The 23931-nt window shown below is 64.3% G+C and carries 24 protein-coding genes, 1 tRNA gene and 1 other RNA gene; 4 read left to right on the top strand and 22 right to left on the bottom strand.

The window, feature by feature from the left end:
• Window positions 1-20 precede the first annotated feature (20 nt).
• Together K414_RS0114540 and moaA are read right to left on the bottom strand one after the other, a co-directional pair.
• The gene (locus K414_RS0114540) at window positions 21-266 is read right to left on the bottom strand and encodes a MoaD/ThiS family protein (RefSeq protein WP_027496595.1); all 246 of its coding nucleotides are present in this window, start codon (window positions 264-266) and stop codon (window positions 21-23) included.
• Window positions 267-297: 31 nt separating this feature from the next.
• Window positions 298-1380 (bottom strand): GTP 3',8-cyclase MoaA, encoded by a 1083-nt coding sequence (moaA, locus tag K414_RS0114535; RefSeq protein ID WP_027496594.1) that lies wholly within the window; start codon window positions 1378-1380, stop codon window positions 298-300.
• 149 nt (window positions 1381-1529) lie between these two features.
• Here moaA and glp point away from each other — a divergent pair, with 149 nt between their 5' ends.
• Genes glp through K414_RS0114520 form a run of 3 tightly spaced genes read left to right on the top strand, consistent with a single transcriptional unit; the run spans window position 1530 to window position 4130 of the window.
• Window positions 1530-2720: a gephyrin-like molybdotransferase Glp gene (gene glp, locus K414_RS0114530; RefSeq protein WP_027496593.1), complete on the top strand. Its 1191-nt coding sequence runs from the start codon at window positions 1530-1532 to the stop codon at window positions 2718-2720.
• Window positions 2717-3724, top strand: coding sequence for a bifunctional molybdenum cofactor biosynthesis protein MoaC/MoaB (moaCB, locus tag K414_RS0114525; RefSeq protein WP_027496592.1), 1008 nt, complete (start codon window positions 2717-2719; stop codon window positions 3722-3724). Before glp ends, moaCB begins: the two co-directional genes overlap by 4 nt.
• Window positions 3717-4130 carry a molybdenum cofactor biosynthesis protein MoaE gene (locus K414_RS0114520; RefSeq protein ID WP_027496591.1) on the top strand — a complete coding sequence of 138 codons (414 nt, stop codon included), beginning with the start codon at window positions 3717-3719 and terminating at the stop codon, window positions 4128-4130. The genes moaCB and K414_RS0114520 overlap by 8 nt, the downstream gene beginning before the upstream one ends.
• A 5-nt stretch (window positions 4131-4135) precedes the next feature.
• Here K414_RS0114520 and K414_RS0114515 read toward each other — a convergent pair whose 3' ends face one another.
• Entirely contained in the window at window positions 4136-5194 is a 1059-nt protein-coding gene (locus K414_RS0114515) for a CobW family GTP-binding protein (protein WP_027496590.1), read from the bottom strand.
• A gap of 11 nt (window positions 5195-5205) precedes the next feature.
• On the bottom strand, window positions 5206-6291 hold the full coding sequence (locus tag K414_RS0114510) for an N-acetylmuramoyl-L-alanine amidase (protein WP_237606186.1): 1086 nt from the start codon (window positions 6289-6291) through the stop codon (window positions 5206-5208).
• Window positions 6292-6840: 549 nt separating this feature from the next.
• On the opposite strand from K414_RS0114510, the gene K414_RS0114500 reads away from it, so the two are divergent.
• A complete protein-coding gene (locus K414_RS0114500; RefSeq protein WP_027496587.1) occupies window positions 6841-7185 on the top strand; it encodes an Lsr2 family protein in 345 nt (114 codons plus the stop codon).
• A 114-nt stretch (window positions 7186-7299) separates the two neighbouring features.
• Here K414_RS0114500 and K414_RS0114495 read toward each other — a convergent pair.
• The 18 genes from K414_RS0114495 to K414_RS0114415 form a co-directional block, all read right to left on the bottom strand.
• A tRNA-Ala gene (locus K414_RS0114495) sits at window positions 7300-7372 on the bottom strand.
• 127 nt (window positions 7373-7499) lie between these two features.
• Complete coding sequence (locus K414_RS0114490; protein WP_027496586.1) at window positions 7500-8246, bottom strand: DsbA family protein; 747 nt, start codon at window positions 8244-8246, stop codon at window positions 7500-7502.
• Between the two features lie 25 nt (window positions 8247-8271).
• Entirely contained in the window at window positions 8272-9429 is a 1158-nt protein-coding gene (locus K414_RS0114485; RefSeq protein WP_051365365.1) for an MFS transporter, read from the bottom strand.
• A 77-nt stretch (window positions 9430-9506) separates the two neighbouring features.
• The gene (gene pgm / locus K414_RS0114480) at window positions 9507-11147 is read right to left on the bottom strand and encodes a phosphoglucomutase (alpha-D-glucose-1,6-bisphosphate-dependent) (RefSeq protein WP_027496584.1); all 1641 of its coding nucleotides are present in this window, start codon (window positions 11145-11147) and stop codon (window positions 9507-9509) included.
• Window positions 11148-11236: 89 nt separating this feature from the next.
• Complete coding sequence (locus K414_RS0114475; RefSeq protein ID WP_152530507.1) at window positions 11237-11968, bottom strand: DUF1295 domain-containing protein; 732 nt, start codon at window positions 11966-11968, stop codon at window positions 11237-11239.
• A 56-nt stretch (window positions 11969-12024) separates the two neighbouring features.
• Window positions 12025-13350, bottom strand: coding sequence for a cyclopropane-fatty-acyl-phospholipid synthase family protein (locus tag K414_RS0114470; protein ID WP_051365115.1), 1326 nt, complete (start codon window positions 13348-13350; stop codon window positions 12025-12027).
• A complete protein-coding gene (locus K414_RS0114465) occupies window positions 13347-14648 on the bottom strand; it encodes a cyclopropane-fatty-acyl-phospholipid synthase family protein (protein ID WP_027496581.1) in 1302 nt (433 codons plus the stop codon). The genes K414_RS0114470 and K414_RS0114465 overlap by 4 nt, the downstream gene beginning before the upstream one ends.
• Complete coding sequence (locus K414_RS0114460; protein WP_051365114.1) at window positions 14645-15424, bottom strand: DUF1365 domain-containing protein; 780 nt, start codon at window positions 15422-15424, stop codon at window positions 14645-14647. The genes K414_RS0114465 and K414_RS0114460 overlap by 4 nt, the downstream gene beginning before the upstream one ends.
• Complete coding sequence (locus tag K414_RS0114455) at window positions 15415-16701, bottom strand: FAD-dependent oxidoreductase (RefSeq protein ID WP_027496579.1); 1287 nt, start codon at window positions 16699-16701, stop codon at window positions 15415-15417. Before K414_RS0114455 ends, K414_RS0114460 begins: the two co-directional genes overlap by 10 nt.
• Window positions 16680-17372 carry an alpha/beta fold hydrolase gene (locus K414_RS27045; RefSeq protein WP_045841885.1) on the bottom strand — a complete coding sequence of 231 codons (693 nt, stop codon included), beginning with the start codon at window positions 17370-17372 and terminating at the stop codon, window positions 16680-16682. The genes K414_RS0114455 and K414_RS27045 overlap by 22 nt, the downstream gene beginning before the upstream one ends.
• A gap of 116 nt (window positions 17373-17488) precedes the next feature.
• Window positions 17489-17859, bottom strand: a transfer-messenger RNA (tmRNA) gene (gene ssrA, locus K414_RS28575).
• Between the two features lie 65 nt (window positions 17860-17924).
• Window positions 17925-19385, bottom strand: a complete 1461-nt coding sequence (locus K414_RS0114445) for an SDR family NAD(P)-dependent oxidoreductase (RefSeq protein WP_048320205.1) — start codon at window positions 19383-19385, stop codon at window positions 17925-17927.
• Between the two features lie 31 nt (window positions 19386-19416).
• Window positions 19417-20271, bottom strand: coding sequence for a DMT family transporter (locus tag K414_RS0114440; protein WP_027496577.1), 855 nt, complete (start codon window positions 20269-20271; stop codon window positions 19417-19419).
• A gap of 8 nt (window positions 20272-20279) precedes the next feature.
• Window positions 20280-20753 (bottom strand): SsrA-binding protein SmpB, encoded by a 474-nt coding sequence (smpB, locus tag K414_RS0114435; RefSeq protein WP_027496576.1) that lies wholly within the window; start codon window positions 20751-20753, stop codon window positions 20280-20282.
• A gap of 83 nt (window positions 20754-20836) precedes the next feature.
• Window positions 20837-21742, bottom strand: coding sequence for a permease-like cell division protein FtsX (gene ftsX / locus K414_RS0114430; protein WP_027496575.1), 906 nt, complete (start codon window positions 21740-21742; stop codon window positions 20837-20839).
• A gap of 66 nt (window positions 21743-21808) precedes the next feature.
• A complete protein-coding gene (ftsE, locus tag K414_RS0114425; RefSeq protein WP_027496574.1) occupies window positions 21809-22498 on the bottom strand; it encodes a cell division ATP-binding protein FtsE in 690 nt (229 codons plus the stop codon).
• 86 nt (window positions 22499-22584) lie between these two features.
• Window positions 22585-23034: a hypothetical protein gene (locus K414_RS0114420; protein ID WP_027496573.1), complete on the bottom strand. Its 450-nt coding sequence runs from the start codon at window positions 23032-23034 to the stop codon at window positions 22585-22587.
• Complete coding sequence (locus K414_RS0114415) at window positions 23031-23930, bottom strand: mechanosensitive ion channel family protein (protein ID WP_027496572.1); 900 nt, start codon at window positions 23928-23930, stop codon at window positions 23031-23033. The genes K414_RS0114420 and K414_RS0114415 overlap by 4 nt, the downstream gene beginning before the upstream one ends.
• Window position 23931: the final 1 nt, after the last annotated feature.

Here is a 23931-nt window from a genome sequence, read left to right as displayed (position 1 = left end):
TCGGCGGCGATCGGTGACGATCAGCCGCCGGCGAACGGCGGCAGTACGTCGACTCTGCTGCCTACGGACCGCCCCAGATCGCGGGTCAACTCGTCTCCGACCAGATACGCCGACACCCGCAGAATCGGTTCCATCGGGGCTCCGTACCGAGAACGGATGGCCTCGCGCAATTCTCCCAGCGTCGCACCGGCCGGCAGAGTGAGGTGTTCCGACTCGCAGCCGGACGCGTCGACGGCGGCTGCGAAGTACCGCACCTCCACCTGCATCGTTCGACTATCGGTCGTGCTGGGCTGTGTCTCAACCACCGATTGCTCCCATACTGCGGGTCGGTGGCACGAAGCCCTCGGCGTCGATGCCGTGCCCGGCCCATTTGTTCCACATGGCTCCGCGCCATACTGCTGCCAGCTCGTCATCGGTGGCACCGCCCCGCAGCGCCGCGCGAAGATCCGTCTCGTCGTCGCTGAACAGGCAGGACCTGATGGTCCCCTCGGCAGTGAGCCTCGTTCGATCACAGTCGCCGCAGAACGAGCGCGTGACGGACGCGATGATTCCCACGGTCGCCTCCGTGCCGTCCACGCTCCATTCCTCGGCGGGAGCGGACGGATCGGCGCGACCCACTTCACGTAGATCGAAAGCAGTGGACAGCTCGTCGAGCAACGTCTGGGCGTCGATCATGTTGTTGCGGGCCCATTCGTGATCGGCGTCGAGTGGCATCTGCTCGATGAATCGAAGCGCGACCCCCTCGTCCAGACACCACCGGAGCAGATCCACGGAGCCGGAGAGCGTATCTCGCATCAGTACGGCATTGACCTTCACCGGACCGATGCCCGCCTTCTTGGCCGCTCGGATACCGGCCAGCACCGACGGCAGACGATCGCGTCGAGTCAAGCGCGCGAACTGTTCACGATCGACCGAGTCCAACGACACGTTGACGCGCGTCAGACCGGCCTCGGCGAGGGCCTGCGCACGATGTTCGAGACCGACGGCATTGGTGGTCATGGACAACGGCACGCCGTCCGCCACAGCGGAGCACGAACGAAGGATGTCGTCCAGATCTCGACGCATCAGAGGCTCGCCGCCGGTGAAACGCACGTCGCGTATTCCCAACAGGCGCACGGCAACCGAGACGACCCGAGCGATCTCGCCAGCGGTCAGCAGGTCGGCTGTGGGAATTGCCGGCAGCCCCTCCTCCGGCATGCAGTACGTGCACCGCAGCGAGCACTTCTCGGTGATCGAGATGCGCAGATCGCGTGCCACCCGCCCGAAGCGATCGATCAGATGCGGCACGTCGGGACGATCGTCCACCGGGCCGAACGCCGACCCCGAGGAAGCTGCACCGATACGCGGGATCCCGAGGGACGTGACACTGTCCACCGTCACCTCACACCTCGAATCCGTCTGTTCCTGCATGTCTCACATCGGCCTGTCTACCCAGTATGCCGCAGCCCACACGCGCCCGTCGTGTCGGCGTGCCTAGGATTGGCAGCCATGACGGCTGAGCACACTCGAGCGATCACCGGACCTGCACTGTGAGCGCCGTATCCGTCGAGGAGCACGCAGCAGCGATCGAGTCGCTGCTCGCAGACTTGGGCACCCGAGCAGCCCAACGAGTGCCGCTGACCGACGCACTGGGGCGGGTGGCATTCCACGACGTGACCTCCCCCGTCGATCTACCTCTGTTCCGAAATTCGCAGATGGACGGTTATGCGGTCGATTCTCGCTCGGTGCAGTCTGCGCCCGTGACGCTTCCGGTATCGACGATCATCGCTGCCGGACCCACCCGACCCTCGACGCTGACGCCCGGTAGCGCAGCCAAGATCATGACCGGCGCACCGATACCCGACGGAGCGGACGCCATCGTCCCCGTGGAGGACACCACGGTGACCACCGCAGGTGCGGTGACCGTCGAACGAGCCCGCGTCGCAGGCGAATTCGTGCGCGAACAGGGTAGCGACGTACGCGCGGGAACGATCCTGATCGACGCGGGCAGAGTGCTCGAGCCCCGGCACATCTCGGTTCTCGCGGCCGTCGGACTGGCCACCGTCGACGTACGGTCGCGTCCTCGGGTGGCCGTGGTGACCACCGGAGCAGAGTTGGCCGACGCAGGCGAGACGCTCTCGCCCGGTCAGATCTTCGACTCGAACGGCATCACTCTTGCCGCGCACCTGCGCGCGAGCGGTGCCGACGTGCTCACCGTCGCACGCAGCACCGACGATCCGGAACGCTTCCGAAGCATCCTCACGTCCGCAGCCGCATCGGCGGAGCTCATCATCACCTCCGGTGGAGTGTCGATGGGCGACTTCGAGGTGGTCAAGGACGTTCTCGCGCCGCTGGGTGGACAGTTCGGATCGGTTCGGATGCAACCGGGTGGACCGCAGGGCATCACGATGTTCGACGGCACCCCGGTCCTGAGTTTCCCCGGCAACCCCGTCAGCACCGTGGTGTCGTACATTATGTTCGCGCGCAACATCGTTCGGCGATCGGCCGGCCTGCCACCGGTCCTGTCGGGCCCTGCGACTCTGTTCCAGTCGATCACCTCGCCGCCGGGCAGGCGTCAACTGCTCCGCGGAAAATTGCGTGACGACGGCCGGGTCGAACTGGTCGCCGGACCGGGGTCCCACCTGGTGGCCGCACTGGCGTGGGCCGACGTGCTCATCGACATCGCCGCCGAGACAACCGAACTCGCCGCAGGATCACCCGTGGAGGTATGGCCGCTGTGACCACCGAAGTTCCGCAGAACCCCCTGTCGCACCTCGACGACGAGGGCCGCGCCCGCATGGTCGATGTGGCGCACAAGAAAGAAACCTCCCGAACGGCAGTGGCGGCAGGCGAGTTCGTCACCACGCCCGAGGTCATCGGGTTGGTGCAGGCGGACGGCATGCCGAAGGCCGATGTCCTGGCGACCGCTCGGATCGCCGGTATCTCGGCTGCCAAGCGCACGTCCGATCTGATTCCGCTGTGCCATCAACTGGCGCTCTCGTCGGTCAAGATCTCCTTCGGATTCACCGACACCTCCATCACGGTCGAGGCCACCGCCCGCACGACCGGTAGGACCGGCGTCGAGATGGAAGCCCTCACCGCCGTCGCGGTTGCCGGGTTGACTCTGCACGACATGGTCAAGGCAGTCGACCCGGGTGCGACGATGAACGGCGTCCGGCTGATCACCAAAGACGGTGGTAAGCATGGACATTGGCAGCGTGATGCGAAGGCGACCGCCCCCGACGACGACGCTCGGCCGTCGGAGGGGACGAAGTCGGCGGTCGTGCTCGTGGCCTCCACCGGCGGTGCTCGCGGGACCCGCCCGGACACCACCGGCCCGTCCATCGCATCCTGGCTGACCGATCGGGGCTTCGCGGTGCGCGGCCCGCTGGTGTACGCCGATGCCGACATCGAGGCCGGACTGCGCGACTCGCTACGCGGCGAGCCGTCGCTGATCATCTCGACCGGCGGAACCGGCGTCTCCCCTACCGATGCAACTCCGGAGGCCACGGCGGCACTGCTCGACATCGAGATGCCAGGAATAGCAGACCAGATCCGCACCAAGGGAACCTCCGCGACGCCGCACGCGGTGCTGAGTCGCGGGGTGTCCGGGTTGATCGGACGTACCCTCGTCGTCAACTTGCCCGGATCACCGGGAGGCGTGAAAGACGGCTTGGCCGTTCTCGATCCGCTCCTCGATCATGTACTCGCCCAGATCTCAGGAGGAGGACCCCACGATGACTGAACTCGTCGCCCGCATCTCGAACGAGCCGCTGACGACCGCCGAAGTAGAAGCCGCGGTACAGGATTCGCACCACGGTGCCGTGGTGCTGTTCAGCGGAATCGTTCGTGACCACGACGGTGGCCACGCCGTGGAAACTCTCGAATACCGCGCCCACCCCGATGCGGAACGCTTCTTGAGCCGATGCTGCTCGGAGGTCTCGTCCGAAACCGGTCTTGCGGTCGCTGCCGTGCATCGCGTCGGGGACTTGCGGGTCGGCGATCTCGCGCTCGTGGCCGCAGTCGGATCGGCTCATCGCGCCGAGGCGTTCGAGGCGTGCGCCCGACTGGTCGAACGCATCAAGGCCGAGGTACCCATCTGGAAACGGCAGGGCTTCGAAGGCGGGCGCACCGAATGGGTCGGACTGTAGAAGACCTACGCCGGCTCGAGGTATCGATGGACAGGCAACATGGCCGAGGCGTCGACTGCGTCGTCAGGGCCGCGCACGCAGGCCCGCAGTCGATGTTCGACCGCGTCCGCATCGAGTTCGGTGCCGATCAGCACCAGTGATGTCTGCTGGGCTTCACCCCGTGACCACGCTGCACTCTCGAACCGGATGTGTCGCCCTACCGTCTGCACGATGAACTTCTGCTGGTGTCCCGGCAGGTCGAAATGCACGACACCCTTGATGCGGTAGAGGTTTCCGGTCGGGTTCTCGAGAAATTCGATCAGCCGACGCGGCTGCATCGCTGCTGTGCTGACGAACTCGGTATGCGAGTACTGCGCATGCAGGTGTCGGTGGTGTCCGTGCTCGTGGCAGCTGTCGCCGTCGAGGTGCTCGCGGAGAAGTTCGTCGAAGGACAATTGCACGGGTAGTGCGGATTCGACCGGCCCGTTCTGGGGCCGGTCGAACAACAACAGAGGATCGACGCGTCCGAACGACACAGCTGCGACAGGGACGTCGCCGACAATGGACCGAACCCTCGACACCACCGCAGAGCGCTCCGAATCCTCGACGGCGTCGGACTTGTTCAGTACCACCAGATCCGCCAATTGCAGATGCTGATCGATTTCGGGATGCAGGGTGCGGGTATCCGCGAATTCGACCGCGTCGACGACTCCCACCAATCCGCCGTACACGATGAACTCGTTCTCGCTGCCGCGCACCATTCGAATGAGATTCCGTGGCTCCGCCAATCCGCTAGCCTCCACCACGATCACGTCTATGGGCGAGCGGCGGTGTGCCAGCGCATCGAACATCGCGTCCATGTCAGTGATGTCCACCGCACAGCAGATGCATCCGTTGCCCAGTGACACCATCGAATCGACCTGTCCTGCAACGAGCATGGAATCGATGTTGATCGCACCGAAATCGTTGACCACGACGCCGATCCGAATTCCCGCATCGTTGCGCAACAGATGATTGAGCAGAGTGGTCTTGCCTGCACCCAGAAAGCCGGCAACGATCACCACCGGAATTCGTCGACGCGCCACGCCGGTCGAGACTACCGGGCGGCGAGAATTCGATTCAGGAGGCCTCGAGCGAAGGTGGAGACGCTGCTGACGTTCTCGTCGGTCACCAATCCCTTCAATCCGTCGACACCGAACGATTCAACATACGGCGAGACGCTTTCGAGCAGTCGAGACAAGGCACTACGACCCGCTACGGACGTCGACGTAGCTGCGGGGACAGTCGCGCTCGTCGGTGTCGGCGCAGAGGCGGTGGGAACTGCGACGTCCGGCGACGAGGCAGCCTCGGCTCCGAGGAGATAGTCGATGATGCCGGTGGAGATGGCGATCGCATGCTTCACCTGACCGTCCGAGCTCTCCAGCACCGCCGCGTCGTCCGGGTTGGAACCATTGCCCATCTCGACGAACACCAACGGAACAGTCGTCAGTGCGGGCCCCGCGACGTCGGATCGTTCCTGGATCCCGTCGACGACGCCCGAGTAATTGGCGGGATCGAACCCGGCGCGAACGTAGGAATCTCTCATCAGCTTCGAGGCCGAGCGCCCGCCCTCCGACTGAGCCGCATCGGCCGCCGCATTCGGAATCGGCAGTGTCGGCACGATCAGATGGAATCCGTGCTTGTCGGTATCGGTCGTCGTGCTCGTCGAGTCCGCATGAATGCTGACGGCCACATCGGCTCCGGACGCGCTGGCAGCGCGAGCCCGATCGTCGACGCACCCGCCCCACCCGGTGTCGTCGACGCGGCTGGTCTTCACCGTCGCACCGAGACTCTCCAGACTGGACCGAACCAGCTCCGAGACCTTCCAGTTGATGGTGTGCTCCGGCACCCCGTCCACCGTGGTCATGCCCGTGGTCTGGCAATCCTTGGTACCGCCGCGCCCGTCGTCGACCTGCCGTTGCAGATTCTCCGAGTGAGCTGTGCCCTGGTGACCCGGATCGAGGAAGACCGTCTTTCCCGTCAACTCTCGTCCGGCCGATTCCGTGCCGGGTGTCGCCGACGGCGCAGTGGCGGGCGCGGACGGGTCGGCCGATACCGGTGCGCCGACGAGCGCTCCAGCACTCAGTAGACCTGCGCACATCAGCGTTACCGCAGCCGACCCGGCTGTTCGTGAAGATTTCATCGACTCGTGGGCGCTCCGGTCGAGCCGGTCGCGCCACTCCCCTCTCGGCACCTCGGACGCCGTCGAGCCACGCGGTTCCCATTGGCATCAGGAGCTACCGTGCGTCACAACAGACACTTGCTGCTCGAGTGAACCAGAAATCGAACCATTCGAGTCCCTGATCGAATTTCGTTAGCCAAAGGAGTGCATTTCGTGATCGATTCGTTGCGATCTGCTCAGCCTTCTCATGTTTCCCACGACGGCGACACGAGTGCCGCGAAACTCCGAAATCGGCCGCCGGCTCGAACCGACCCCGAGAACGAATTTCCTATCAATACCGGACAGTTTGTCTTTGTTCACCGCAACAGCGATCCCTCGCACTGCGCACACACTTAATGCCTGCGCCACGTCGGTTTCGACGAATACATCTGCAGATTCTGTGGCAATGCTGCGAAACCGGTAACAATCGATCGGCCAGCATGGATATACACATTGTTCGGCCGTATAGTCGACACAGTTCGATCTGGACATCCCCCCGCATCATTCCCTGCACCATTGGAGAGCTTCAGCATGGCCAGAAAAGTCTATGTGCAACTAGTCGATGACATCGACGAAAAACCGATCGAATCCGGTGGCGAACACATAACCTATTCGGTCAACGGAGTCAGCTACGAAATCGATCTGAGCGACAAGAACGCCAAAGAATTCCACCGCAAGCTCGACTATTACATCGAGCACTCGACGAAGGTGGGTGGAAAGCGACAGAAGAAGTCGACTTCCCCGGCCACCGGGGCGAAGCGCGACGCCAATCAGACCAAAGCCATCAGAGAATGGGCGAAGGCGAACGGCCACAACATTTCTGCGCGCGGAAGAATACCCGCCGAAGTGGAGCAGGCGTTCGACGCAGCTCACTGACTCCCGCCTTCCGAATCGGCGTCTCAGGACTCACGCTGCAGACGCCGATTCGGTGGCCGAAGCCATAGACACAACAAAAGCGCCGCCCGATGGGCGGCGCTTTTGCTTTCTCGGTGGAGCTAAGGGGACTCGAACCCCTGACCCCCACACTGCCAGTGTGGTGCGCTACCAGCTGCGCCATAGCCCCGAGTACTGCGTGCTCCCGCTCATGCGGTTGCTCGAACGAAGTTACACCATGGCTCGCGGCAGCAACAAATCAGCTGGTGCGGCCCCTACTCGATGCTTTGGTACGGGCCCCCCGCGCTCGACCCCGATCAGCCGACCGTAGCCAGCCATTCCGAGTCGCCCAGCGCGTCGACCACCTGTCCGTCCACCAGAACACCCGGAGTTCCGCGTGCGCCCGATGCGGCCAAGGCGTCCCGACCGGTCGTCGCGTCCGCCACCGCTGCGTCACGCTGAGCGCCCGTGGTGATGCACTCCACCGCAAGATCGCTCGCTCCGTTCGACGTTGCCAGCTCCGCCAGCTCGGCATCGGTTCGGTCGGAGTCGCTTCCTTCCTCCGGCTGGAATTCCGGGTCGAACAGCGCGGCGTGGAAAGCCGAGTAGACCCGCGCATTCTCGGTGGCGGCCACGCAGTGCGACGCCGCAACGGCCCGCGTCGAATAGTCACCCGAGGCCGAGCTCGCATCGAGGAAATTGATCAGGTGGTAGTTGACCGAGACAACGCCGTCGTCGATTTTCTGAGCCAATTCCTGGCCGTGCTTCACCTCGAGATCACTGCAGAATGGGCACATCGGGTCCTCGTAGATATCGAGGACGCGCTGCGCGCCCGGACGAGCCAATACGACGACACCGTCTCCCGGCAACGACAATTCGACCTCGGGATTCTTGACCGATCCGTACCCGTCGTTCCGGGGCGCGTCGCTACCTCGCTGCCACAGGATCGCTACCACGACGACCGCGACCACCACGAGGAATGCAATACCGCCCAGAATGTACGTCACGGTATTCGACGAGGCCTGCGGAGTGTGTTTCGTGCTGGATGTCTTCTTCTCGCTCACAGAGCGAATACTACGGACGTATCCGTCAGCTGCGCTCGCGCTCGAGGGTGTCCGGAACGCGCGACCACCACAACCCCGCCAGTAGAAGCAGTGCGCCCGTCACGGCGAAAGCCGGACCGAACGAGACCCGTTCCACGATCATTCCGGCCACGATCGGGCCGATCACAGCGCCCACGTCGGACGCCATCTGGAAGGCAGCCAGCACGGGTCCTCCACGCGCCTTGGAGCCGATCACGTCGGCGACCGAGGCCTGCTGGGCAGGACTCATCAGGCCCGATCCGATTCCGGCGATCAACGACACCGCGAGGAACAACACCGGATCGTGGACATAGCCCATCACGACCGTTCCCAGGCCGCACACCGCCAAACCGCCCAGCATGAACGGTTTGCGTCCGCGTACGTCGGACAGGCGACCGGCACTGGTGAGAACCAGAGCGTTACCCACTGCGAACACCGTGAGAGCAATCCCGACGAACACCTCGGACCGCTGCATTGCCTCGACGACGAACAACGGCACCAGCGCCACCCGGACACCGAACACGGCCCATCCGTTTGCGAAATTCGACGCCAGGGCGGCCCGATAGGACGGGATTCGCAGAGCAGCGAGCAACGACATCGTCGGCGGCGCAGTTCCCTTCTCCGGCTTGACCAGATCGGAATTGCCGAGGGTGAAGTACACGACGGCAGCGGCGATCACCAGAGCCACGGCATAGATGACGAACGGCACCCGCAGACCGAAACCGACGAGCGCGCCGCCGACGAGCGGACCACCGATGGTTCCCAGCAAGAAAGCGGTCGCGTACAGCCCGGAGATGCGGCCTCTACTGGTAGGTGGACTGATTCTGATCAGCAGTCCGAGAGCAGACACCGAGAACATCGTCGACCCGATCCCGCCGAGTCCGCGAAACACCAGCAGCTGCCAGTACGTCTGAGCCAGAGCGCACGCACCGGTGGAGACCGCCACGATCAACAGTCCGATCAGGTAGACGGGTCGTTCGCCGAGCCGCTGAACCAGAGCGCCACTCGCCGGCGCGAACAGCAACCGCATGAGAGCGAAGGCACTGATCACTGCCGATGCGGCCGTGTATCCGACGCCGAATTCTCGAGCGAACTGCGGCAGGGCAGGCGCGACGATGCCGAATCCGAGGGCGATGACGAACGCTGCCGAGACCAGTACCCAGATCTCCGGTGGGAGTTTGCCTCCGGGTTGGAATGCCGGCTCGGGGGCCGAGCTGTCGTGGTCGGGTGTCGGTGAGTCGGTCACGAGCTCTCGAGAGCGGACGAGACCAATTCACGTGCGGCAGCCTGGACCTCGGCGAGGTGTTCCTTGCCCTGGAACGACTCCGCGTAGATCTTGTAGACGTCCTCGGTTCCCGACGGACGAGCTGCGAACCAGGCGCTCTCCGTTGTCACCTTCAGCCCACCCAGTGCGGCCCCGTTTCCGGGAGCCTCGGTCAGCGTCGCGGTGATCGGCTCCCCCGCCAATTCGGTGGCTGTGATCTGGTCGGGCGACAACTTGGCGAGCACAGCCTTCTGCTCCCTGGTTGCCGGAGCGTCGACGCGGGCGTACGACGGGTCGCCGTACTCGGCTGTGAATTCTGCGTAGCGTTGCGACGGTGTCGATCCGGTGACCGCGGTGATCTCCGAGGCCAACAGCGCCAGAATGATTCCGTCCTTGTCCGTGGTCCACACTCGGCCGTCGTGCCGCAGGAACGAGGCACCGGCGCTCTCCTCGCCGCCGAAGCCGAGCTCGCCGTCGAGCAGCCCCGGCACGAACCACTTGAACCCGACCGGGACCTCGAGCAGCTTTCGTCCGAGACCGGCGACGACGCGATCGATCATGGAGGAACTCACCAGCGTCTTGCCGACTGCCGCGGTCGGTGACCACCCGGGTCGGTGGGTGAACAGATAGTCGATCGCGACCGCGAGGTAGTGATTGGGGTTCATCAGACCACTGTCGGGAGTGACGATGCCGTGTCGATCGGAGTCGGCGTCGTTGCCCGTGGCGATGTCGAAGCGATCCCGGGCTGCGATCAGTGATGCCATCGCGTTCGGCGACGAGCAGTCCATTCTGATCTTGCCGTCCGTGTCCAACGTCATGAAGCGGAACGTGCCGTCGACCAACGGATTGACGACGGTCAGATCGAGGTTGTGTCGTTCGGCGATCGCATCCCAGTAGTCGACACTGGCACCGCCGAGCGGATCCGCACCGATGCGAACTCCGGCGGCGCGGATCGCATCGAGATCGAGCACGTTCGGGAGGTCGTCCACGTAGGTGCCGAGGAAGTCGTACCGCGAGACGCTTCCCGCGAACGCCTGCGCGAGAGTCACACGCTTGATACCGGTAATGCCCTCGCGGAGAAGCTCGTTGGCGCGGGCAGCGATCACCGACGTCGCATCGCTGTCGGCCGGTCCACCGTGCGGAGGGTTGTACTTGAACCCGCCGTCACGCGGCGGATTGTGGGACGGTGTGACCACGATGCCGTCGGCTTTCGCGGTCGGCCCCGACTCGTTGTACCGGAGAATGGCATGACTGACGGCGGGCGTCGGGGTGTAGCGATCCCCCGAGTCCACCAGAACGTCGACGTCGTTGGCTGCCAACACCTCCAGAGCCGTCGTCCAGGCGGGCTCGGACAATGCATGGGTGTCTCGACCGATGAACAGTGGCCCGGTGATGCCTTGCGCGGAACGATATTCCACGATGGCCTGCGTGGTCGCGACGATGTGCGCCTCGTTGAACGCCGAATCCAGGCTCGAACCTCGATGCCCCGAGGTCCCGAACACGACCTGCTGACTCGGCTCCGACACGTCCGGAATGCGCGAGTAGTACGCCGTGACGAGTTGCGAGAGATCGACCAGATCCTCCGGCAGTGCAGTGGTTCCAGCTCTCTCGTGCGCCACGATGCGCCTCCTCAATCCTCGAACGAACCGAATCCGGTCGACGAACCGAATTTCTCGTTCAACCCTAACGCCGCTGCCCCACCCGCGAGCTACTTGCTCTGCCGTTTCGGTGGCCGCGGCAGAAAATAGCTGGTTCGCTGCTGATATTCGCGATACCCCGGACGCTTCTCCATGCTCCGTTCCAACAGCCGAGCCCCGGTGGCGAACACCAAGAAGTACGTCATCGCGACAGGCGACAGAATCGTGAACACCCCAGGCCACGCCGAGGCCGAGACGAGGAACAGTCCCCACCACACTGCCGAGTCGCCGAAGTAATTGGGATGCCGCGTCCAGGACCACAGACCTCGGTCCATGATCTTGCCCTTGTTCGACGCGTCGGCCTTGAACTCCTTCAATTGCGCGTCGCCCACTGCCTCGAACGTCCATCCGAGTAGCCAGACCACTACGCCGAGTACGACGACGGGTAGAACCGATCCGTGTGAGACGGCGGATACCTGCAGTGGAAGGGACACGAACCACAGCGCAACCGCCTGCGTCAGATAGATCTTCCGCAGGGCGTACCAGGTTCTGTTGCCGGTGGCCTTGGACAGCAGCTCGGTGTACCGCGGATCCTCACCGTGTCCGCGTGAGCGCTGCACCATGTGCAGCGCAAGACGAAGCCCCCACACTCCGACGAGCACGACCAGCAGGAGTCGTCGCCACAGATCACCGGTTCCGGTCGCAGCCGAGATCAGCGCGATCAGAACGAAGCCGCCACCCCACGTCACATCTACGACATTGTGTCGTCCGATACGGGCACCGACGAGGGCGGTGACCATCATCAGGACAGCGGTACCGCCGAGACTCGCCAGTGACACGGTGAAGAAGTCGGACCAATTCACCGCGCGGCCACCCACACCGGGCGGACCGGTTCCATCCCGGACGACCCCTCGACCGGGCGAACGGACAAGATCTGGTCGACGCCCATCCTGTTGTCCCGGAATGCCATTCCCCCGCCGATCAGGTACAGCCGCCAGACGCGAGCGACCTCTTCCCCGACCATGGCCACCACGTCGCCGTACCGCGCCTCGAAGCGCTCCGTCCAGACATCGACGGTCCGCACGTAATGCTCGCGCAGAGCATGGACGTCGCGAACCTCGAGTCCGGCCTCCTCGATCATGGCCACGGTCCGCCCGACCGGACGCATGAACATGTCGGGCGCGATGAACGATTCGATGAATGCCCCGCCGCCGGGGTTGTCGCCCTCTCTTCGCGACATCTGCTGGATCAGCACTCGCCCACCCGGCTTGACGTTGGTATGCAGTGCGGCGGTGTAGGTCGGGTAATTGGCCTCCCCCACATGCTCACCCATCTCGATCGACGCCACCGCGTCGAAGGGCCCGTCCGGGATTTCGCGGTAGTCCTGGATCCGGATGTCGACCTTGTCCTGCAGTCCTCGGTCGGCGATACGCTTGTCGATGAAGGCTTTCTGTTCGCGTGAGATGGTCACTCCGACGACCTGCGCTCCGTATTCCTGTGCCGCATGCAGGCTGAGAGACCCCCAGCCGCAACCGACGTCGAGGAACCGTTGCCCGGAGCGTTTGTTGAGCCCGATCTTTCGGCACACGAGATCGAGCTTGTCGCGCTGGGCATCATCGAGGGTGTAATCCGACGAATCCGAGGTCCAGTACGCCGACGAGTACGCCATGTGCGAATCGAGGACCAGTTCGTAGAAGTCGTTCGACAGGTCGTAATGGTGGCTGATCGCAGCGCGGTCGCGGAGCAACGAGTGCAGCCGCCCCTTCACCGAGGCCTGCGACGCGGGTGGCGGTAGTGGGCGGCCGAACACGCCGAGATCCTTGGCCAGCCGCGCCAATCGTAGTAACGATCCCGGCCCCGGTCGTACTGCCGAGAGCCGGCGCTCACGGACCACACCCCAGACATGATCGAGAGCCGCGGCAAGATCGCCGTCGACGTCCAACTCCCCGGTGACGTACGCCTGCGCAGCACCGAGTTCACCAGGGCTCCACAGCAATCGACGAAGTGCGCTGGGGCTCCGCACCATCACTTTCGGTGCCAGGGCGTCGCCGGCAACGGATCCGTCCCACGCCTGCAGCCGGACGGGAAGCGGGCCACCCACCAGGGGTTCTATCAACTCGGCGATCCGATGCGCGACTCCGACGCCGCACTCGGTCCGGTCTGCGGTAAGTGTCGAGGCAATCATCGCTTGTCCCTTCGGTCGAGCACGATCTGCTGAACATCGAGGTACCCGGATCGAAACCCGGCCTCCGAATAACACAGGTAGAAGTGCCACATACGCGCGAACACCTCGTCGAATCCGAGAGCTTCTGCCTCACAGCGATATTCACGGAATCGACTGTCCCACAGCGCGAGGGTGCGCGCGTAGTGGTCACCCATGGACAGGCGCTCCCGAACCCGGAGCGAGGTGTGCTGCTCGGTCACCTCCTCGATTGCCCGCACCGACGGCAGGAAACCTCCGGGAAAGATGTACTTGTGTACCCAGGTGTAGGTGTTTCGGGTGGCCAGCATCCGGTCGTGTGGCATCGTGATCGCCTGCAGCGCAACCCGACCGCCCGGCGCGAGCAACGAGTCGATCGTCTCGAAGTACGTTCTCCAATACTGATGCCCGACGGCCTCGATCATCTCGACCGACACGATGGCGTCGTACTCCCCGTCGACCAGACGATAGTCGAGAAGATCGATCTGCACTCGATCCGCGTAACCCGCAGCGGCACAACGCTTACGCGCGAGCTCTTGCTGCTCGACAGACAGTGTCACCGACCGGACCGTCGCACCACGAGCGGCTGCGCGGATGGCCAGCTCGCCCCATCCGGTGCCGATCTCGAGGACCCTGGTTCCTTCGCCGACGCCTGCGCGATCGAGTAGCCGGTCGATCTTTCGGCGCTGGGCGTCGGCGAGCTCCATGCTGTCGTCGGGTCCCGATCCGGCGAACAACGCACTCGAGTAGGTCATGGTCTCGTCGAGGAAGAGCTCGAACAGCTCGTTCGACAGATCGTAGTGACGCGAAATGTTGGATCGAGTGTTCTTCGTCGTATTGCGTTCACTCCGTGGAGGTTTCGGGACGTAGAGCCCACGGAGTCGCTGCAAGGGCTCGGGAATCAGCGACGCCATGCGACGAGCGAAGACCTCGAGCACAGCGGTGAGATCCTCGGCATCCCAGTCTCCGGCCATGTATGCCTCACCGAATCCGATGAGGCCGCTGTCGCCGACGCGCGCGGCGAAGTCGTGTGGCCGATAGACCGTCATCAACGGTGCGTCGGACGATCCGGCCCCGAGCACTGTGCCGTCCGGCATCGCGACTCGGACCTGCAATCCCGCGACCGCACGACGGAAGAGAAAGTCGGCAACGGGCGCGGCGACCGCAACTTTCACGCCACCGGGAACGTGGGCGATCTGGGGCCAGACCCGAGGATCGACGAGCGGGCGCGGCCCGGCACCGGACGGGTGCGACACGGAATCGGTTCGAGACACCGTTGTCATCTGTGAGCTCCTTCCTTCTGAACTCTCCGCGCCCCCGGAGGGGCAGGTTTCTGCACGATCTTCAGACCCCGCGCCCAGAGCCGAATGCCTTGCCAGCGAATCTGTATCACCACTCGCAGCGGTGCCATCGGGATCTCGAGTGCGGTACGAAGAATCGATCGCGTCGTCACCTGGCGGCGACGGCCGACGACGGTCGCCACGAACGGAGGGTGACCGAGACGTTCGAGGACGATCGACAGCCGGAGTGTGGCGTCCGGCTCGGGCAGCTGCATGGAGTACTCGCCGTCGACGTCGTTGAACGGTGAGACGTAGAACTCCTTGGTGGTCCGTGCCTCACCGTGACGACCGGTGTCCAACAGGTACCGGTATCGCTCGCCGTAGGTGTTGTGCACCTCGGCCACCACGCAGCGGAGGTCTCCGTCGCGGTCGTGACACCAGTACACAGTCAATGGGTTGAACGTGTGCCCGAACACCCGCGCGCTGGCCAACATCGTGATGCGACCGCCGCCGAGATCGATTCCGCTCTCTGCCACGAAGGCATCGACGTTCTGGCGAATGGTGGCACCAGGGTCACCCATGTGGTCGCGGGAATCGAATGATGCGAGTGGCCGCAGGATCCGCGGCAGTTCGGGAAGTGCGTCGAGGTCGACGAACCAGCTGTAGCTCTTGTACGAGAACGTATTTCGTATCGGTGCTCGTCGGACGTGATCGATCCGAGTGAGATACAGCGCCGCCCCGTGCGCCCGGGTGTTCGGCAGAACCGACGTCAGAGCCACGAGGCCCCCACCCGTTGCGCGGCGCGCGCTCCGGACAACGCACCGTCCTCATGGAATCCCCACCCGTGGTACGCCCCGGCGAACGACACCGTATCGGTGTCCAATTCGGGCAGCCGTCGCTGCGCTGCGACGGATTCGGGGGTGTACTGCGGGTGCTCGTAGGTCATATCGTCGAGCACCGTGTTCGGGTCGATGCGATCTGCTCCCCCGAGGGTGACCAGCATCCTTCGATCGCTGTCACCCAATCGCTGCAACCTCGTCAGGTCGTAGCTGACCAGAACTCGATCGGGTTTGGCGCTACAGGACGGGAGGTGGTAGTTCCACGACGCTCTCGCTCTGATGTTTCGTGGCAGCACCGACGAGTCGGTGTGCAGTGCAGTGTGATTGACCGAATACGGCATAGCTCCGAGAACGCTGTGTTCGAGCGCAGTCGGCTCCGCGAGCATCTTCAGCGCGGCACCGGGATGGACTGCGATCACGGCGGCGTCGAACGTGCGCAGGTCGTCGTGGCCGTCCCGGATCTGCACCGAATCCCCGGACCGGTAGACAGCATGTACCGGATTGTCGAGCAATACCTCGTCGATGTGCTCCGCAACCCGACGAACGTATTCGATCGACCCGCCGGTGACGGTACGCCAGGTGGGAGATCCTGTGACGGTGAGCATTCCGTGGTGGCGGAGAAAAGTGAACAGGTAGCGAGCCGGGTAGGCGAGAGCGGTGTCCGGATCGCACGACCACACCGCGGACACCAACGGTGTCATGAAGTGGGATTCGAAGTATGCGGAGAACGAGTGCTGCTCCAAGAATTGAGCGAGCGTCGTCTCGGTGTCCGCGGCGTCCTCGCGCTCGAGTAGCTCGGTCGCCAGACGATGAAACCGCTTGACGTCGAGCAGCATCGAGACGAAGCGAGGCCGCAGGACCGCGGTCCGCTGCGCGAGAATGCCCCGCATTCCCTGTCCGCCCGAGTATTCGAGCCCGCAGCCGTCGCACCGAACGGACATGCTCATGTCCGAATCCTGCGTCGGCACGTCGAGCTCGTCGAACAGACGGAGCAGCGTCGGATACGTGCGGTCGTTGTGCACGATGAACCCGGTGTCGACGCCCACCGGACCACCGGGGCCGTCCACGAAGTGGGTGTCGGCATGGCCGCCGAGCCGAGAGTCGGCCTCGTACAACGTCACCGACGAGTTCTTGGACAGCGCGTATGCCGCCGTGAGGCCGGCCACCCCGCTGCCCACGACGGCAACACGGCGGGTCACGACGATTCTCCCCTGCAGCCCGTCGACGCACCGGATTCGCTCGAATCGGTTCGCACTCTTGACTCGTCGGCGATACGGAGAACGAAGTCACGAGTGACGCGCGACCACACGCGCGGATCACGCAGCATGAAATGGCCTCCAGGCACCGAGAGATATTCGGCGTCGGCACCGTTCGCCATCGCGCGTTCGGTCGCGCGACGGGAGGTTCGCGGGTCGGTCCACCGGTCGGCAGTTCCGTGCACCACGAGCAGCGTGCGCTTCTCGTCGAATCCGTCGGCCTCCGTACCCTGCGGCCACCACGGAGCAAGCGCAACGACACCCGCGATCGACGGGTCGTCGATCAGCGCAGCAGCTGTGCGCCCACCCATCGAGTGACCCACCACGACCACAGGAACTTCGGGATTGCGGTCACGAATGCGGCGCAGCGCCCACCGCGCGTCCTCTACCGGCGTCCGTTCGGGGGCGTTCCAGCCGCGGAACCGATATCGCAGTTGTTGGACCGAAATATCGCGGCTACGTCCGGCCCGCCGAAGCGTCCAGGTGAAGGGCCACATTCTCAACCCCGCCAGGTGCCACGGCCTGCTGCGCGCGCGACTCACGTCCTTGCCACCGCTCAGAACCAATACCACCATCGACGGCGACGACAGCCGCTTCCCCGTGTAGAGAACTGGGGTCCGCTGGTTGCTCATGCCCTCTATTCGGCACCGAGCCCCCTCCGGGTGGGACCGGGTCGACAGCAGTGTTTGTGAGGTGTCCGACACAAAAAAAGACCGGGCCGAGAGAAAGTCTCTCGGCCCGGCCTTCACAGTGGAGCTGCCGGGAATCGAACCCGGGTCCTCTGCTGCATTGCCAGGGCTTCTCCGTGTGCAGTTCGCTATGCCTCTACTTGGATCTCCCGATCTCGCGAACAAGTCAGGATGACGATCCCAGCCACTGTTTGATGTTCCTCATCATCCCGCGGCCGGATGAATCGGTGAGCCCTCTAGCTGATGCCAGTACCCGGGCCGAGGGCAAGCCCGGACTGACAGACACGCAGTCGCTACTTAGGCAGCGAGTGCGTAGTCGCGCTGATTGGAATCGGCGCTTATAAGGTTGCGATGACGCTTACGGTGGTCTCTCGCCTGCACCGACACGCTTCCCCTGACTCAACATACAAAGTCGAAACCGTTCAGCCCCGTATGTTCCCGGACACCGTGCCCGGGCTGTTCAGTGTAACGCGTCGATCGGCCATATTCATCCCGTTAACGGCCGGCAGGTCCCTGCGCCGCGGCCGCACCGGCGTCGGACTCGACTCGTTCCACTACTGTCCGCAGCATTCGACGAGCAACGGCCCTGCGTACGGGCAACGACGCGTACCACACGGCTCGCCCGGCCAATCCGCGAGGAAAGAACACGAGTCGCTGTTCGATCGTCGGCTGCTTGGCGGTGCCACCGACCGTGAGATCCAACCACGCCTCTCCCGGCAGCCGTCGTGACGACTTCAGTCGGGTGGTGTGTTCGGTTCCCGAGGCGGACGCATCCGGCCCCGTGGCGTCACGGTGCCAACCGGTGAGCACCTCGGCGTCGGCCAATCGTTCGAGCGCGGGCCGAATGGTGCTCGAACGCGCGCTGCTTCGGGCCACCCGGGTATCGGTGTAGACGACCTCTCCAGCCCAATCGGGGTCGGAGGGAAGCGGATCCGACGGGGCCGCAGTTCCGGTGGCGTCGGTCCACCGTGTCTCGACTTCGCCGTCGTCGATCTTGCGTAGAGCCAGCCGCACCGAATCTCGGTAGCCCGTCAAGCCTTCGGCCGGACGTGGAACGACGGCGTCGATATCCATTTCGTGACCGACGGCGTCGTACTGCAACGATTCGATGAGCGGCATCGCCAATCCGCGCGGAATCGGCGTCACCAACCCGATCCAGTGACCGGCCAGGCGAGGCGTCAACACCGGCAGCACGATGATGCGACGCTGGCGCAGACCGGCCACGTCGGCGTAGATGTTCATCATCTCGCCGTACTGCATGACGTCCGGCCCGCCGATGTCGTACGTGCGGGACTCGGTGACCGGAGCGCTCGCGGCCCCGATGAGGTAGTGCAGCACGTCGCGTACGGCAATCGGCTGAATTCGGTTGTGTACCCACCGTGGGGTGGTCATCACCGGCAACCGATTGGTCAGGTGGCGAATCATCTCGAACGAGGCCGAACCGGACCCGATGACGACGCCCGCCTGCAGCACGATCGTCGGGACACCCGACTCGATCAGAATACGACCGACCTCGGCGCGTGACTTCAGGTGTGGCGACAGCTCTCCCGTCGGCGGATGCAGGCCCCCGAGGTACACGATGCGGCCGACGCCGCAATCCGCAGCGACGGTGGCTACGTTCTCTGCGCTGTCGCGTTCGGTGTCGGCAAAATCGGAATGGCCCGCGGTGCCCATCGAGTGCACCAGGTAGTACATGACGTCGACGTCGCTGAGCGCCTCCTTCAGTGACTCCCGATCACTCAGGTCACCCTGGACGATCTCGACGTCCGCCGCCCACGGAACGTTGTCGAGCTTGCTCGGGGTCCGAGCCAACACGCGAACTCGGTAACCCTCGTCGAGCAGGCGCGGTGCCAGACGACCGCCCAGGTATCCCGTGGCACCGGTGACCAGCACACGCGGCCGAGACGACGCGTTCTCGGATGTGGGGACATCGGAGGTAGAACCGGAAGCAGTCATAAACGGGTTCATTACCCGTGCGCGGGCAAGTTCAACCCGCGAGCGCGATCATCGCGATTGCCCCGAGCGCCAACGCCATTCCCACCTTCTGTAGTGCGCCGACCCGTTCGCCGAGCATCACCATCGCCAGCAACACCGTCGCAGCCGGATACAGCGAGGCGATGACGCTCACCAACGACAGCAGACCGCCCTCGTATGCGTAGATCATCGCGGCGTTGGCGACCACGTCGAGCACGCTGACGAACGCGGCAAGTTTGAGCACGCTGCCGTGTGGCGGTGCGAAATGCCCCGATGCCAACGCGACGGCCCAGACCACCGCGGTGGCCGATGCGCGGGACGCCGCGAGGGGCCACAGCCCACTGCCGTCACCGATCTGATGCAGGAAGATGAAGGCGAAGGCGAACGTCACACCCGACCCGACCGTCAGCCAGGCCACGGTGCGGGTGAACTTCATGTCGCGGCCGCCCGCGACCTCGCCGGTCACCTCGTCCGGTGACTCCCTGCTGACCAGCACAACGGCCACCAGGGCAACGGCGATGCCCACGAAGGCGATGACTCCGGGACGCTCACCCATCGACAACCCGACCAGAACGGGAATCCCGGCGACCAACACAGCCGTCACCGGGGACACCACTGCCATCGGCCCGGCCGCGAGCGCGAGATAGAACCACCACACGGCGACGCCGCCCGCCACACCCGACGCCAGGCCCCACAGCATCGCGGGGAGTTCGATGGTCCCGCCGACGAACGGAGCGACGAGCAACACGATGACGAGCGACAGCGGGTAGGACACGATGACCACCCGCAGGGCTGCGACTCGACGGGACGCGACACCGCCGACGAAATCGCTCACCCCGTAGCCCACGGCAGCTACCAGAGCGAGCAGGACAGCGGTCAGCGCATGCCCTTCACTCGACGCCCGAGCTCACGAGTGACTTCGCGTTCGGCGGTGCGCTTGGCCAACGACTGCCTCTTGTCGTAGTCCTGCTTGCCCTTGGCCAACGCCAGTTCGACCTTGACCTTGCCGTCCGAGAAGTACATCGACAGCGGCACCAACGTCAGGTTTCCCTCCTTGACCTTCCCGGCCAGGCGGTCGATCTCGCGACGATGGAGAAGAAGTTTGCGGTTTCGACGCGGCGCGTGGTTGGTCCAGCTTCCGAGTGTGTATTCCGCGATGTGCAGCCCGCGCAGCCAGATCTCGCCGTCGTCGACGGTCGCGAAGGCGTCGACGAGGGAGGCCTTGCCGTCGCGCAGGCTCTTGACCTCGGTGCCGACGAGCGCGACTCCGGCCTCGACGACGTCGAGTATGGAGTAGTTGTGCCGTGCCTTGCGATTGGTCGCAATGGCCTTGCGGCCCTTCTCTCTCACTGCAGGGCCCTTTCTCGAGCGTTCGATGCGTGACGCCGCCTCATCGGCAACCGCTCCAGCATAGAACCGATCGGCAACCGAATTTATTCGCGCACGTAGAGGCGCAATGTGATGTAGGCGGTGACCGCCGCCATTCCCACTCCGACGAGTGCCAGGAACGGCGAGACCAACAGCACGTCACTGTTCGATATCCGGGCCAGAATATTGGCTTGATAGACGTCGGAGAGGACGTCGTCGATGAACATGTTCTTCGCGGTGAACAGCCCGGCAATCGCCAGCGCCGAACCGATCAGAGCTGCGACCACGGCTTCGAGGAGGAACGGCAGCTGGGTGTACCACCGGGTGGCACCGACCAGCCGCATGATTCCGACCTCGGTTCGTCTGGTGAACGCAGCGATCTGGACCATGTTGGCGATCAGGAGGATCGCAGCGATCGCCTGCACGGTGGCAATCGCGAACGCTGCGTTGCGTACTCCGTTGAGGACGCTGAACAACCGTTCCACCAGGTCTCGCTGGTTGAGCACGCTCTGCACACCCGGACGGTTCTCGAAGTTGTCGTTGATCACTCCGAATCGCTCCGGGTCGCTCAGACGCACCTTGAACGAGGCCGGGAAACTGTCGGCACTGACCAACTCGGCCAGTTCGGGTTGGTCCTTGAACACTCGCTCGGTCGCATCCTTCACCGCGTCCTCGCGGTTGAGGTACTGCACCGAGACCACGGAGGGTGTGTTCTCGAGATCCGAGCGCAACGTAGCGCACGTCTCCTGGGCACAGTCTTCGTCGGTGGCAGAGATGTCGTCGGTGAGGAAGATCTGCACCTCCACCCGGTCGAGGAAGATCTGCTGGGTCTTTCCTGCCATCTGCACCACGAGCAATCCGCCGCCGAACAGACCGAGGGAAATAGCGGTCGTCAAGATCATGGCGATCGTCATGGTGATGTTGCGGCGAAGCCCGGTGAAGACCTCACTGAAGATGAAACTTGCGCGCATCGCGGAATCCGAGCCCTTCGATTCGTTCGGTCGAGAAGTCTGAGCGGTCGAGTTCGGTGGTCGGCGTCAGCGGCCGACGCCGTAGACCCCTCGGGCCTCGTCACGAACGACTCGTCCGTTGTCCAGTTCCACGACGCGTCGACGCATGGAATCGACGATGTGATTGTCGTGGGTCGCCATCAGCACGGTGGTTCCGGTGCGATTGATGCGCTCGAGCAGCAGCATGATGTCCTGACTGGTGTCCGGATCGAGGTTTCCGGTCGGCTCGTCGGCGAGCAGCACCAGCGGCCGATTGACGAACGCCCTGGCGATCGCCACACGCTGCTGCTCACCACCGGACAACTCGTTGGGCAGACGGTCGGACTTGCCGCCGAGTCCCACCAGATCCAGCACCTCGGGAACAGTGCGCTTGATCATCGATCGAGGCTTGCCGATCACCTCGAGCGCGAACGCGACGTTTTCCACCACGGTCTTCTGCTGCAGCAGTCGGAAGTCCTGGAACACGCACCCCATGCTCTGTCGTAGCCGCGGGACGCGACGAGCAGCGAGCCGGTTGACGTGAAAGTCCGCTACATGGATATCGCCGGACGTCGGCGTCTCTTCCTTGAGCAGCAAGCGCATGAATGTCGACTTGCCCGAACCCGAGGGCCCGATCAGAAACACGAACTCGCCTTTGTCGATGGAGACCGTCACCTTGTCCAGAGCGGGCCTGGTCGAGGTCTTGTAGGACTTGGACACATTCGAGGTGCTGATCACGGGTCGCCAGTGTAGTCCTTACCCGCCGGTAACCGCCGGAAGCGAGCGGGTGCCGCGGCGAGTCCCGAGAGCCGGTAAAGAGTGCGTCAGCGCGACGACGTCGGTGCAGGCCGGGACGGGATGAGCGACTGAATCGCCGGCGGGATGGGCACGCCGAACGGGGCAGTCGTCGTGGTCGGCGGGGCGGTGGTCGTCGTCGACTGGGTACCGGTGTCGTCGGCGCTCGTCGACGACTCCGGGTCGGTGGTCGTGCTGGGTGTGGTGGTGGTCGACAGACGTGAGGGGGTCGGTACGTACGTCTGCGATTCGCTCGGTTGCGTGAGCTCGTCCGGGCTCACCGCAACCGGCCCCTGAACCGCTTCCCCGTTCCTCTCGGCGATATCTGCGCTGACCTGCCCGTACAGCAGAGCGGTGAGCACGAAGCAGATTCCGAACGCCACGGTGGAGGTTCGGACGCGGCCGTAGATCTTGGCCGGAATGCGCCACTGCCGCCAGTTTCGTTGCGAGCGTTCGGTTCCGGTATCGGGTGTACTCACTGGTCTTCCGTTCGATCTCGTCCCGATGATTCCGGTGCAACTCCGGCCGTGCTGACGTCGGGGGCAACGTTGATGCCCTCGGGCTGCAGCGCAGCGGCAACTCTCACACGCAGCTCTCGTCCCACCTGGAATTGCTTGCCCGGCAACGTCCGCGCGACCAAGCGCACGTTGACCTGCCCCACCTCGATGCTCTCCACGCCCATCACGGTCGGTTCGTCGAGTAGGAGCGGACGCAAGTGTGAATCTGCGAACGCATCGCGGCCGACCGCACGCAGAAGCGCATTCACCTGAGTCAGATCGGCGGTACTGGGGACCGGAACGTCGACGACGGCGCGAGCCCAATCCTTGGACAGGTTGATCGCCTTGACGATCTGCCCGTTCGGCACGGTGATGACCTCGCCGTCGACGCTACGGACCCGCGTCACTCGGAGCGTGACGTCCTCGACGGTGCCCTCGGCATCCTCGGCGGAGCCGTTGACGGCGATCTGCACCACGTCACCGAAGCCGTACTGGCGCTCGGTGATGATGAAGAAGCCGGCCAGGATGTCTTGCACCACGCGCTGAGCACCGAAGCCGAGGGCTGCACCGATGACAGTCGCGGGTGCCACGAGTCCACCGACCCCGAAGCCGAACCGGCGCAGCACCTCGATGGTGACCAGGATGTAGATGAGCGTGACCAGCACCCAGGTGATGACCTGAGCCAGAGCATGACGGTGTTTGGCGGCCTCCGACCGGACGAGCGCGTCGCTGTGCTGGTAGTTCTGGTCGATGCGGGCAGTGATTCGAGATCCGGTCCACGTGACGAACCGCGCGGCCAGTAGCCCACCGAGGATGTACAGCACGATTCCGAGGCCGTTGAGCTTGACCTCGGGCGTCACGTTGAGCCAGGCCGTCATC

Origin of the sequence: Rhodococcus sp. JG-3 (assembly GCF_000482405.1) — a bacterium.
Lineage (GTDB): Bacteria > Actinomycetota > Actinomycetes > Mycobacteriales > Mycobacteriaceae > Rhodococcoides > Rhodococcoides fascians.
Note: the sequence above shows the minus strand (reverse complement) of the source record. Positions and strands in the feature narration are given on the sequence as shown.